Consider the following 12,125-nt stretch of genomic DNA (forward strand, 5'->3'; position numbering starts at 1 on the left):
GTCTATCGCTACATACGCGAGATAATCGACGTCCTGGCCTCCTTCGCACCGACCTGACCGAGGCGATGAAGACGATCCGGACCAAGGCGTTCGTGATCCTGGACCGCACCCTCCTGCCGATCGACCGGATCGCCGCCGACACCCCCAATTATTCCGGGGAACACAAGCGTCACGGCATGAACGTCCAGGTCCCCACCGATCCCTTCGGCCGGTTGCTGTGGGCCTCCCCCGCCCTGGCCGGGTCCGTCCACGACCTGACCGCCGCACGGACCCATGGGATCACCGGCGCGCTCGCCGCGACCGAGCTGAAGTGCTGGGCCGACAAGGCGTACCAGGGAGCCGGCCACCCCATCCGCGTCCCGCTCCCGAGGTCGTCGCCTCAAGCGGTGGCAGCGTCGGCTCAACAGCACACACGCCGAGATCCGCTGCCTCGGCGAGCAGGCCATGGCAACTCTGAAGGGCTGGCCCTTCTGCGGAAACTCCGTTGCAGCACCACCCGCATCACCGCGATCGTCCAGGCCGTTCTGGTCCTTCACCACGCTTCGACGTGAGGTGGGAAAGGTTCACGGTCACCGAGGTCCTCCGTGAGGCACTCGCTCCTCCCGATCTGTGCCACCCGGCGCGTGACAGCCCTCCTGCTGCCGTTTCAGGACGCTCGCCCGCGACTTCGCGTGCCGTCGCTGCCGAACGTGAGGCCGCCGTGCCGGGCGGAATTGCTGGGGGTCCGGTGGGGAGGGCGGAGTTGCGGCGCCTCAGAGCGCTTTCGGATTCGCGAAGAATTCACAAAAGGGATTGTCGTGTAATCCACTTTTACGGGACTGGCATGGCTCAGGCGCCAGAAAAGTGAGGTCTAGATTTCTAGCTGAGGACGTCGGTATGGTTGATGGCGCGACGCCGAACTCTGGCGGGCGGCGACGTGAGTTCCCGTTTCGGTATTCAAACGAAGGAGAACTTGTGATTTCAAGGACGAAGAAGGTGGCGCGTTCCATGACCGTGGCGCTGGCCGCGACTGCAGCGTTCACCGTCACCATGCCGACCAGCCAGGCCTTCGCCATCAACCACATCGCCTGCCGTGGCGGTGAGAATTATCTGAAGATCTGGTCGCACAAAGACGGCAAGGACCGCGTGGACTGCTACGCAAACCGGGGGAAGGCCTCATTCGGCGGCCGGTGGGTGGACAAGATCTCCACCGGGAACAACGACCTGATCTACTACGACGCCAATGGCGATTCGGTGAAAATCAGGCGGTGGCACCAGATCTCCTTCCCGAATCGGCCCCCGAAGGTCAAGGCCATCGAAATCCTCTGACAAGGGGCAGATGAGCGGGCAGACCGCCCAGGATGCTGGCCGCTTCCGTACGGACGCGGCCGGCATCGGTGAGCCTCGGCCTGTACCAACCAGGGCCACGTACAACCTTGCAGGGAGAGAGTACGAAGGGGCCGGGTCACGATGCCGCGCCACTGCTCAGAGGGTCGGGACAGCGTTCGGTTGCCTGGTCACCAACGGGCACGGCACCCCGCTCGCGGTTGTTGCTGACCGGCAGCAACCGCAACCATCACGAGCGATCACTGATCGTTTCAGGAAGCTATCGGAGCACCACTAGTATCGGCAGCTCAGGGTCACGCCGGTGCGGGACCACCTGCCTGTGGTGCGTTCGGCCTCGGCGATCGTGAACACGGTCGCGCTCCAATGTGCGCTGTCAGCGGTCAGCCGAACCTCGACGTCGACGCCGCAGGTGCTGTCCGGAGGCTCGCCCGCATTGGGTGGGAGCGATGCCTTGAACTGATCGGTGGGGTGCGTAGGAGGGTCCGCCCCAACGCTGCTTCGCAGTTTCGCTCCTGGGGCTGGCTGGCCGGGAGTATGTCCATCCAGCCGGTCCGTGCTGTTCGACTGGGTTCTCCGGCAGGCTTTCAGTGTCGTGATCCCGAACCGTGTCCCCTGAGGATCTGTGGGACTGGACAGTCCCGCACTTGTCGGCGCGGCCCGTGCGAGTGCATCTCCCCACCGGGTGGCTCCCGGTGCTCGACCATGTTGCCTTGACCGGCGCCGTCCATGTCTCGCGCAAGGGCGTCGCCTGAGGGGCCGAACACATCGCGCTGACCGGCAGTTTCCTCGGCCACATGCCGGGGAGGTGCGGGCGCCTATCGCAATCGCCTCCCCGAGCAGGTATACCCAATGTATTCTGTCAGTCATGGCGCACACAACGATCAAGGTCGAGAGCAGCATCCGGGACCGGCTTGCGATGCTGGCCGCCGAGAAGGGCACCACGATCGCGGGGCTCGTCGGAGAATTCGCCACCCACACCCTCACTCAGAGCGAGCGGGACGAGCAAGTCGCGAAGACCCTCGGAGTCCTGCACGCGCTCTCCGGCTACGCCCCGGATCCCGAGCAAAACCGTACAGCGGACGATGAGCTCACACGCCGGCTCGGCGGCGCGTGAATCCTGTGGTCCCTGTCGATGTGGTCCTGGACGACAGCACGCTGCTCGCTCTGGGCTCAGGCAACGTCCTGGCCTCCCGCCTTCTGTACCAGGCCGCCGAGTCCGGGGCCTGGCGCGTCCACGTGGCGCTGGCCGCACTCGCCGAAGCGGACCGGGTACGCATCGGACTCGCCGGCCACCTCGGCATGCTCGACCAGGTGATTTTTCATCCGCTCGATCTCGCCGCCGTCCTGGCCGCCTCGGGCCACGAGCGGTCTGTGGGCTGGTGCCACACCCGCCATGTGGCCATGCCCGGCCCCGAGCGCCCGGACGGGGCACGCGTCGCCACCGTCCAGCCCAAAGCCTGGGACGGGACCGACGTCCGGGTGCTCGACCTCTCCGCCTGAACGATCCGTCCGTATCAGGACGGAAATCCTCAGCGACTGTGACCCCAGCGAGCCACTTCCGAGCTGGCCCCGCTGGCCATGAGGTGGACAGTCCTGCACAACGACAAAGTTCCTGGCAGACAGGTTCCCGACCAAGACCAGCCGTGTCCGCCAGAAGCTTCGCGAGCCTGCCCGCCCGTCCCCGATCGACCTGTCCCGCCACACCGTCCGGTTGCTGACCGGACCCCTGAGAACCGTCTACTGCAAGCGGTCCAGAAGCCGGGAGACGGCAGGGGCTGGCCTGCGCCGCGGCAGACGCGCCCGCTGAAGCGGATATATCCCGAGTTCGGGCAGCAAGCTGCCAGGCTTGGTCCGGTGTCATGTCCTGCCGCATTCGCACACAGGTGGTTCTTCGATAATGAGCAACAACGACCGTGTGCCACAGAGAGGGATGAGGCTGGGGACGGAACTGGCACAGATCGCGGACCAGTTGATCGTCCTCGCGCGCGGCCAGAACCGGCTGCACGAGTTGTACGAAGCGGTCATCAGCCGGGATCAGGATCTTTCCGACGTCCTCAGGCTCATCGCCCGAACGGCCATGGACCTGGTCGAAGCCCGCTACGGGGCACTGGGTGTGCTGGACGACCGCGGCGAGCGCCTGCGGGAGCTCATTCCTCTGGGTCTTTCCGAGACACAGGTACGCGCCCTGTCGGGAACAGATATGCCGACCGGGCGCGGGCTGCTAGGCCAACTGATCGCCCATCCGGAGCCGATGAGAGTCAAGGACATCGCCGCGCACCCGGCAGCCGTCGGGTTCCCGGCCGGCCATCCGCCGATGCGCTCCATGGTGGGGGCCGCAGTCAGTATCCGCGGACGTGTCTACGGCAACCTCTACTTGTGCGAGCGAAAAGACAGCAGGCCGTTCGACGCCCACGATGAAGCAATGATCGCTGCATTCGCCGAGGCCGCGGGGCTCGCCATCGACGACGCCGCCCTCATGCGACAGACCCGACTGGACGCAGAACACTTCCAACGCATGCTCCTGCCTCGTCTGTCCGACGTACGCCCCCTGCTGAGCGCATCCGTGTACCGCCCCGCGTCCGCTCCCCGGCACATCGGCGGGGACTGGTACGACGCCATTCCCCTGCCCACCGGTGCGGTCGCTGCAGTCATCGGCGACGTCGTAGGCCACGACCTCCAGGCCGCCGCCGCGATGGCACAGATCCGCAACATGCTCCTCGCCCACCTCCACTACGCCCCCGCGGCGGAACCGGCAGAGACCCTGACAGCGCTGGACCACACCGTCGAAGACCTCACGCGCAACCCCGTCACCACCCTCTGCCTCGCCCGCTTCGAGCCCGAAACAGACACAGTCGGCGCGAACACGGGCCGTTTCAGGATGCGCTGGAGCACCGCCGGCCACCCCCCCGCCGCTCCTGCTCACCCACGGCACAGACTCCCGCTTCCTTCTCGCACAGCCCGACCCACCCCTCGGTGTAGACAGCACGATGCCCCGTCTCGACCACACCCGTTCACTGCCCCCCCCTCCTCAACAGTGATCTTCTACACCGACGGCCTCACCGAACACCCACAACGACCCATCGATCAGACCATGTCGCAACTCGCCGACAAGGCCGGCCAGCTCAACCGCCTCTCACTCCAGGAAATCCTCGAAACACTGGCCGACCAGCACCCCAGCGACGGCCACGACGACATGGCCCTCCTCGCCATCAGAATCCCGCCGCACCCATAGAGCTCGTAAAAGGATCTTGTTGAGGTGGCCTGGCTGGGCGTGACCGATGTGACGATTCGACCGTTCGTGATGTGTGACGTCTCAGCCGTGGATAGTGGAGGACGACTTGTGGGCGCTGATCGAACCGTTGCTGCCGCCGTGGCCGGAGGGTTCACCGGGGCCGAGACCAGTACCGGACCGGCTGTGTCTGCAGGGCATTCTCTACGTCCTGCACCAGGACGTCGCCTGGCAACTCCTGCCGTTGGAACTGGGGTGAGGCGTCCCCCGGAGTGTGGACACGGGGGTTCATGCTGCGAGTGTGAGTTTACGTGGTCTCTGCTGTTGCTGTTCGAATTCGGCTGGCGAGAGGTAGTTGAGGGCGCTGTGGCGCCTGCGGGCGTTGTAGTAGGTGAGCCACTGGAAGATCTCCAGCCGCGCCTGGCGCATCGTCGAGAACAGCTGTTGGTGCAACGTCTCCCTCTTGAGCCCCTGCCAGAAGCTCCCGGCGAGGGCATTGTCGTAGCTCGAGCCTACGCGACCCATGCTCCTGCGGATCCCGAAACCGTCACAGACCTGTGCGAACGCGGCCGACATGTACTGAGAACCCCTGTCCGCATGGAAGATCACTCCGTCGACGTTGCCACCGCGGACCGCCACCGCCATCTTCAACGCGTCGATGACGCCCCACGCAGCGCGATCGTTCTCACTGGGCCCCCCGGCGCATGACCGCGGCGCGCGAAATCATTGAGGGAGGCTTTTCCAACCTGGCGTAGTGGCCGCGAGTTGGGCTCCTGCGTAAGACAAAGCTCTTGGTAGACGGTGTCACGACCAAGATCCACCGTGCTGCCAGGAGCCTCGCGTGCTTGTTTACCCCTCGTCGATCGACCTGTCCAGTCGCACCCTGCGATATCTGGCCGGACATCTCCTCTCCTGGCGACGAGAAATCGGCACGCGGTGGCGACGACTGGCACCAGGGCGCCACGCCCTGCTCACCCTCGCCCACCTGCGGTGTGGTGACACCTACGCTCAGCTCGCCGCTGGGTTCGGTACCGGGATCGCGACCGCCTACCGCTACATACGCGAGGCCATCGACGTACTGGCCGCCCTCGCCCCATCCCTGGCCGAGGCGATGAAGACGATCCGGACGAAGGCGTTCGTGATTCTGGACGGCACCCTGCTGCCGATCGACCGGATCGCCGCCGACACCCCGTACTTCTCCGGGAAACACAAACGTCACGGCATGAACGTCCAGGTCCTCACCGACCCGTTCGGACGCCTGCTCTGGGCCTCGTCGGCTCTGCCAGGCTCGACTCACGATCTGACCGCCGCACGCCAACATGGGATCACCGAAGCCCTCGCTGAGCCGGAGCTCAAATGCTGGGCGGACAAGGCGTACCAGGGAGCCGGCGGGCCTGTCCGGGTGCCCTTTCGCGGCCGTCACCTCAAGCGATGGAAGCGTCGTCACAACACCACCCATGCCAGGATCCGCTGCCTCGACGAACGCGCTATGGCCACCCTCAAGGGGTGGCGCCTCCTCCGGAAGCTCCGCTGCAGCACGAACCGGATCACGGACGTGGTGAAGGCGGTCGTCGTCCTTCACCACGCCTCAACGTAAGGTTGGAAAAGGCTCACTGTCAGCCCCAGGGAGCGGGGGCCTGACCAGCGTGAAGTGCTGGAGTGAAGGTGACTGGCAGTGCCTGGAGTCCACGGAGCCACACCCCAGGGTGCCAGCTCAGTGCCTCCGGGGCGCAGGCCAGCGCCATGTCCGGGAGCGAGTCCAGAAGAACTTCGATCGCGGCGACGGCGATGACCTCCGCCATGTCCCGCGCCGGGCCGGGGCAGCCGTGCCGGCCGTGGGAGTAGGAGAGGTATGCCTGTGACCCGCGGGGCGTGCTGCCGTCGGCGGGCCGGATTGTCGGGTCGTGGTTGGCCGCGGCCAGGCCGAGCAGCACCATGTCGCCTGTCTGGATCCGCGCGGTGCCCAGTTCGACCGGGCGGGTCGCCCAGCGTCCGGCGACCACCTGGGTCGGGCTGTCTTCCCAGAGGACTTCCCGTAGGGCCTGTCCGACCGGGAGGCGGCCACGCGCGAAGGAGTCGGTGTATCGGGGGTCGGTGAGCATCAGCCGCAGGGCGTTGCCGATCCAGTTGCCCGTCGTCTGGTGACCAGCGGTCGCCACCACGGCGAGGTCCTCGACCAGTTCCAGGTCTGTCAGGCCCGCTGGATGGGTGGAGAGCCGCCCGGTGACGTCTCTACCGGGAGACTTGCGGTTTCGTTCGACCAGTTCGGCGAACACATCGCGGAGCCGTTGCTGACCCGCGAAGGCGTCCGGTCCCCCGGCCGTCATCGCAGTGACGCTGTCAACCAAGTCCTCGCCCTGCTTAGGGGAGAGCCCCAGTGCCCATCCCACTGCCAGGAGTGGCAGTCGCATCGCGTAGGCGCTCATCAGCTCGGCCTCACCGTCCGCTGCAAAGGACGCAACGAGCTCCTCGGCGAACTGCTCACAGCGGGCGCGGAATTCCAGCAGGTCCCCGGTCAGTGCGTGGGAGACGGCAACAGACCGCGCGCGGTGTTCTTCGCCCTCCAGGAACAGCAGCGCGCGGCCGCCTCTCCCACCCCCCAGCATCGGCCACAGCGGCCACTCAGGTGGGAGCTGCGGGCCCAGCCGCCAGCGCGAGGAGTTGCGGGAGAACGTCTCGGTGTCCGCCGTGACGTGCTGGAGCTCACGGTGACCGAGCACCAACCAGGCGGGGACGTCCCCGACGAGCAGCACAGGAGCCACTGGTCCGTAGCGGGACCGGAGCTCGGCGAAAACCGAGGCCGGTTCCGCGGCGTAGCGCGGGTCACCAAGCCGCGGCGCGTCGAGGTGGCTCTCCGCCACCTCGACCAGGGGCGTGTCGTTCATGGCGCGGCGTCTCCATTCGGGATCGGGCAATTGCCGGGAAGTCGGGGTCGGCCAGGTCTGCACCGTGGGCCGGACAGCGCTGACGACTGGAGCGGGGGTTCGGCGGTATCGATCCGGCGGGGAGTCACTGTGATGCGCTGGTATGGAGCGCGGCGGCCTGCCGCACGTGGTTCAGAGTTCGCACCAGTACGTCGCGCACCGAGGTGCGGTCTCGCGCGTCGCACCGCATGACTGGGATGTCCGGCGAGAGTGCGAGGCTCTCGTGGATGGCGTCAAGACCGAAGACCGTGTCCTCGTCGTCGAAAACGTTGTGGGCGACGACAAAGGGCAGTCCGGCGGCCTCGACCCGGTCCAGGGAAGCGTGGGATGCCTCGATGCGGCGGGTGTCCACGAGTACGACGGCGCCCAGGGCTCCGGTGAACAGCCGCTGCCACAAGAACTCGAAGCGTTCCTGGCCGGGGGCGCCGAAGAGGTATAGCACCAGTTGGTCGTCCAGGCTGATCCGGCCGAAGTCGAAAGCCACCGTGGTCGTGGTCTTTGTGGGGGTCGCGGCAACGTCGTCGACGCCGATCGAAGCCCGAGTCATCTCCGCTTCAGTGCGCAGAGGGGCGATTTCGCTGATGGCGCCGACGAAGGTGGTCTTGCCGACGCCGAAGCCTCCGGCCACCGCGATCTTCAGTCCACTGCTGGCGGTGGCGGCCAGCGGTGGAGGCACGTCAGAGGTTACGGAGGGCAACGAGGGTCCTTTCCAGCAGCTGAAGGTCGGGGGGCTGCCACGAGACGAAGCCGGTCCCGCCGACGCGTGCGGCCGTGTGGGTCCTGGGGTGCCGCACGCTGACATGGCCCTGTTGCAGGAGCCCGGACAGCAGCACTGTTATTGCCCCGAGCGGGAGACGGAGGTGGGCGGAGATTTCGACCACGGCGAGTGGGCGGACGCATGCCTGGATGATGGCGCGCTCCTCCAGGCCGAGCCCGGCTCCGGAGTGGTCCGCGGCCACGATCAGCGAGACCGGGTCGAAGACGTGGTCGGGGTCGGGAGCGGTGCGTCCGGACAGCGCGACGAACAGTCGGTCGGGCAGATCCGGATCGATCATCAGGCCGGGGTCCCGGCCTGCCGCGGCGCAATCCCGAGGTGTTCCGACAGTCGATCGATCAGACGGACCATTTCCGCACCCACCAGTCCGGGCTCAGCATCGGCCGCTGCCAGCACCGTCAGCACTGCACCGTGCCCGGCGTTGACCAGGAGCAGCTGACGCCCGGGGAACAGCAGGGTGATGTAGTCGGGGTCGCCGCCGCAGTCCAGCTTGTCAGATGCCTCGGCGGCCAGGCCCGCGATGCCGGAGCCGATGGCAGCCAGATACTCCACGCGGTCGCGGGTGGCGGCCGGTGCGTCGGAAGCCGGGTTCAGACCGTCGTCCCAATGGAGCTTCAGGCCGTCCCGGGAGAACAGGAGGGCGTGCTCGACGCCCTCCGTCCGGTCGCGGAAGTCGTTCATCAGCCAGGAGAGGGAGTTGGGGGTCATGGGGTCTCCGTGTGGTCCGAAGGTGCGGGGGGTGCGGGCCGTACCGCGCGGTGGAATGAGGAGATGCGGCGGGCCGCGTCGTCCGGTGCGAGGCGCGTTCCGGTGTCCGGCGTCCGCTCCGCTGGCCGGTCGGGGAGGGTTGAGCCCCTGCTGCGCTTGGGCAGTCGACGCTCGCCCCCAGGTACAGTCACAGGGAGGGGCACCGGTCCCGCGTCGGGTTCGGCGTCCGGGTCGATCGTGAGACGTGCCTCGTGGGTGGCGCGAAGCGGCGCAAGATCGGTGGTCGCTGGTGCACTGGGTACAAGCGACGGGCGGCGCCCCGCGGTCGCGCCGGTGCCCAATGAGGTCTGGCCTGTCGGGGAGTCGGCGACGGCCGAGAGCCATTGCATCGGCAGGAAGACACTTGCCCGGGTGCCGCCCGTGATGGAGGGGCGGAACTCGATCCGCATGCCGTAGCGTTCGCCCGCCAGGCGTGCGGCGGCCAGGCCGAGCCGGCTGCCGGAGACGTCGGTGATGTCCAGTGGCCGTGTCACGTCCACGGTGTCGCGGGCGCGCTGCAGCGCTTCTTCCTGCATCGGCAGGCCGCTGTCGTCGATGTGCAGCACGATCCCGCTGTACGCGTTCTCCACCGTGACGTGCACTTGGGTCGTCGGGGGGCTGAACCGCAGCGCGTTGTCGACCAGTTCCGAGAGCACGTGGATGGCCGCGTTCACGGCGGGCCCTCGCACGCCCTGCGGTACCGGCGGCAGGGCTGCGACCACGCGGGTGAAGTCCTCGCTGCGGCCCAGCGCCGCGCGGACCACTCGGGCGATGGGGACGGGTCGGGGCCAGGGGCGACCGGTGCGTCGTGCGCCGGTAAGGACCAGGAGTCGTTGGGCAAGCAGGTCCATCGGGGCCAGCAGGCGGTCCAGCGCCTCCAGATCCTCACGGACTTGGTGGTGCGGCACGCCGGCGTCGATGTTGTCCTGCCAGTACGGCAGTTTCCGACGATCCAACTCAGCGACCTGAGCGGTCACCGCTGCCTGCACCCGGGAAGCGCCGCTCTCCAGGACCGACAGCACGCTCATCAAGCGGCGGCGTTCCGCGTGCATGGCGCGAACGGCCTCCTCCACCAACTCCCGGACGGCGGGGTTGGTCGGCAGGTGCTCTTGACCCGCCGCGAGAATCGAGTCGGCGGATGCCCGTTCCCTGATGCTCTCTGCCGCCCACGGCAGCGAGTGACGGACGGCGTGGCCCAGGTCGGTTCGCAGCGCTTCGAGTTCGTTCTCCAGGCGGGCGACGCGGTGCTGCTCCGTGCGCAGCGCCTGGGCGGTCCGGATCGCACGCCGCCGTGTTGCGAGCGCGAGGACGCAGCCGGTGACAGTGAAGGCAGCTGCCAGGCACCCCACTACTACTGCCGTGGTGGGAGCGACCCAGGCGACGGCGCCGACGCTGACCGCCCAGCTGGCGATCGCGGTGGCAAGGATCGGCCTCACTCCGGGAACGGTGGGTGGCGCGGGCACAGCTTGCCTCCCATCACGCGGCGACGTCTGGGTCATGAGGAACTCCTCGGTTCGGGGGGCATGCGGGCGGGTCCGCCGCGGATGGTGTGCATGGGCCGAAACCTCTCACGGTCAGCAGGCACGGGTCGTTTGGGGCAGTTGACCGGGCTCCCGGCCACGTCCATTGCCCCTGCGGGGTCGTCTGGAAGTTGGTGGCGCCACGGAACCATGGGGAGTCCACCGAGGTGGTCTCGGCCCCCGCCGACGGACCGCGGCACGGCGGCGGATTACATGTCTGTTCACGGGACGCGCAGCCTTGCAGGTTGGTGTCCAGAAGGTCCGTCGATGGGTTTGTGAACGGGGCGACTGCACGCGAGACGGCAGCGGCCGGGTCCGGCAGCTGGCCAGCCAGCTTGCCCCGTTGACAGTCGTGCACTCGGGTCCTCACACCCGTCAGCACGTCGCCGGCCTTCGCTGAGGAACCGCTGAGAGAGCAGGTGCACGACCGTCGTGCCGCGAGTCGTTGGTCTGAATGCGCCGTAGACCCTGGTTGTCCAGCTTTTCCAAAGCCAACAGATCGCCAACCAGACCGGGGCCGTTGCGCCACGCCTGGGTTGCAGCTAGGCGGAACCGGAGGAGAGGACCCATCGCCTGCGTGACGGTGGTCGCGCAACGGGTTGGCGCGGGCGCTTCCTCATCCGCCCGGAGTCGCCTTCGCACAACTACCGTCACCAAGCGCTCCACCCCGGACGCGTGGTCAGAATGAGGTCGGGTACCCGAGAACTCATCGGGTAGGGAAGTCCGGACCCCGAAGAAACGATTTTTCAAATGGATTGACGAGGTAGAAAGCCATACCGTCATCAGGCGGCGAGCTTCGCTCGCCGCGTACGCCGTGCCCCGCTTAGCCCTCGCGGTGTCGCGCTCGGTGAATGCCACCGTGCGACCGACCTTGACTGCACAAGCGCCGACAAGCGTGTGCGGATGTTCCTCCTGAGGCACGTCTCTTTCGTGGCGCGCGGCACGCAGACCCTCCGTCACACGCTCAGGTTGCTGGTCCGCTTGGGCAGAGAGGGCCTGATCCAAGTTCCGAAGGCGGTACAGCATCGACGACGCCAGTTTGGCGGCACCTGCAGCGCCGACTGGCAAGCGCCAGGTGAGCGCCTTTGGTAGCTGTGTCATCAGTCCTCAGGAAGCATTGGAAGCCACAAGGTTGGCTTTGGGCGTGATTGGTATGCGGGGAGCGTCGGTACGGGCGTAGGTAAGGGCACCGACAGCCCTGGAACATCAGATGGGTACTCAGGAGTAGATGCCGTGAACGACCACCCATGAGGTAGCTAGCGAGTGTCCTGGCCAGCATCGCCAGTCTCACTGTGTCACTCTAACCTCATTCGTGGCTGAAAGTCATCGGCAGCAGCTAAGCGGCATATGCGCAGCGCAGCAGCGAAGTTGACGGGCTGCCAGGAGGCATCTCCAGGACGTTCAGAATCCGTTTCCAGCCGATAGACGCGACGATTCGCTGGGCGGCGCCGCGTGGCCGACGTAGCGCATCGCTGTTCCGCCGTGTGGCCGCGCATCGAAGCTTGGCCTTGCACCGCTCCGGGTCTGATGGAGGCTCGATTGCCTGAGAGGATCGAGTCATGGCGCGTCCGTCCCCCTATCCGCCCGAGCTTACAACGGCTAAC

At 67.0% G+C, this 12,125-nt stretch carries 12 protein-coding genes and 1 pseudogene; 7 read left to right on the forward strand and 6 right to left on the reverse strand.

The window, feature by feature from the left end:
• The 6 genes from GA0115242_RS00745 to GA0115242_RS42410 all read left to right on the forward strand — a co-directional run.
• The coding region (locus tag GA0115242_RS00745) for a transposase family protein (RefSeq protein WP_218088631.1) at positions 1-551 on the forward strand (551 nt) is incomplete at its 5' end.
• A gap of 436 nt (positions 552-987) precedes the next feature.
• A complete protein-coding gene (locus tag GA0115242_RS00750; RefSeq protein ID WP_176729713.1) occupies positions 988-1,308 on the forward strand; it encodes a beta/gamma crystallin domain-containing protein in 321 nt (106 codons plus the stop codon).
• 883 nt (positions 1,309-2,191) lie between these two features.
• The gene (locus GA0115242_RS00755) at positions 2,192-2,440 is read left to right on the forward strand and encodes a hypothetical protein (RefSeq protein WP_093823377.1); all 249 of its coding nucleotides are present in this window, start codon (positions 2,192-2,194) and stop codon (positions 2,438-2,440) included.
• Between the two features lie 5 nt (positions 2,441-2,445).
• The gene (locus GA0115242_RS00760; RefSeq protein WP_093823379.1) at positions 2,446-2,826 is read left to right on the forward strand and encodes a hypothetical protein; all 381 of its coding nucleotides are present in this window, start codon (positions 2,446-2,448) and stop codon (positions 2,824-2,826) included.
• A 397-nt stretch (positions 2,827-3,223) separates the two neighbouring features.
• The gene (locus GA0115242_RS00765; protein ID WP_237548532.1) at positions 3,224-4,558 is read left to right on the forward strand and encodes a PP2C family protein-serine/threonine phosphatase; all 1,335 of its coding nucleotides are present in this window, start codon (positions 3,224-3,226) and stop codon (positions 4,556-4,558) included.
• A 94-nt stretch (positions 4,559-4,652) separates the two neighbouring features.
• A complete protein-coding gene (locus GA0115242_RS42410; RefSeq protein ID WP_370672245.1) occupies positions 4,653-4,814 on the forward strand; it encodes a transposase in 162 nt (53 codons plus the stop codon).
• 29 nt (positions 4,815-4,843) lie between these two features.
• On the opposite strand, the pseudogene GA0115242_RS00775 reads toward GA0115242_RS42410, so the two are convergent.
• Positions 4,844-5,221, reverse strand: a pseudogene (locus tag GA0115242_RS00775) (integrase core domain-containing protein); the annotation flags it as partial.
• A gap of 175 nt (positions 5,222-5,396) precedes the next feature.
• Between GA0115242_RS00775 and GA0115242_RS00780 the strand changes: the two are divergent.
• A complete protein-coding gene (locus GA0115242_RS00780) occupies positions 5,397-6,152 on the forward strand; it encodes a transposase family protein (RefSeq protein ID WP_093823384.1) in 756 nt (251 codons plus the stop codon).
• A 19-nt stretch (positions 6,153-6,171) separates the two neighbouring features.
• Here the strand turns inward: GA0115242_RS00780 and GA0115242_RS00785 are convergent, their stop codons facing one another.
• From GA0115242_RS00785 to GA0115242_RS00805, 5 genes are all read right to left on the reverse strand, one after another.
• Entirely contained in the window at positions 6,172-7,440 is a 1,269-nt protein-coding gene (locus GA0115242_RS00785) for a cytochrome P450 (RefSeq protein WP_093823386.1), read from the reverse strand.
• Positions 7,441-7,564: 124 nt separating this feature from the next.
• Positions 7,565-8,176, reverse strand: a complete 612-nt coding sequence (locus GA0115242_RS00790; RefSeq protein WP_202554794.1) for a GTP-binding protein — start codon at positions 8,174-8,176, stop codon at positions 7,565-7,567.
• Complete coding sequence (locus tag GA0115242_RS41185; protein ID WP_093823390.1) at positions 8,157-8,534, reverse strand: DUF742 domain-containing protein; 378 nt, start codon at positions 8,532-8,534, stop codon at positions 8,157-8,159. The genes GA0115242_RS00790 and GA0115242_RS41185 overlap by 20 nt, the downstream gene beginning before the upstream one ends.
• The gene (locus tag GA0115242_RS40500) at positions 8,534-8,962 is read right to left on the reverse strand and encodes a roadblock/LC7 domain-containing protein (protein WP_161352922.1); all 429 of its coding nucleotides are present in this window, start codon (positions 8,960-8,962) and stop codon (positions 8,534-8,536) included. Before GA0115242_RS40500 ends, GA0115242_RS41185 begins: the two co-directional genes overlap by 1 nt.
• Positions 8,959-10,500: a sensor histidine kinase gene (locus tag GA0115242_RS00805; protein ID WP_093823393.1), complete on the reverse strand. Its 1,542-nt coding sequence runs from the start codon at positions 10,498-10,500 to the stop codon at positions 8,959-8,961. The genes GA0115242_RS40500 and GA0115242_RS00805 overlap by 4 nt, the downstream gene beginning before the upstream one ends.
• Positions 10,501-12,125: the final 1,625 nt, after the last annotated feature.

It is taken from the genome of Streptomyces sp. SolWspMP-5a-2, from assembly GCF_900091845.1.
Classification (GTDB): Bacteria; Actinomycetota; Actinomycetes; order Streptomycetales; family Streptomycetaceae; genus Streptomyces; species Streptomyces doudnae.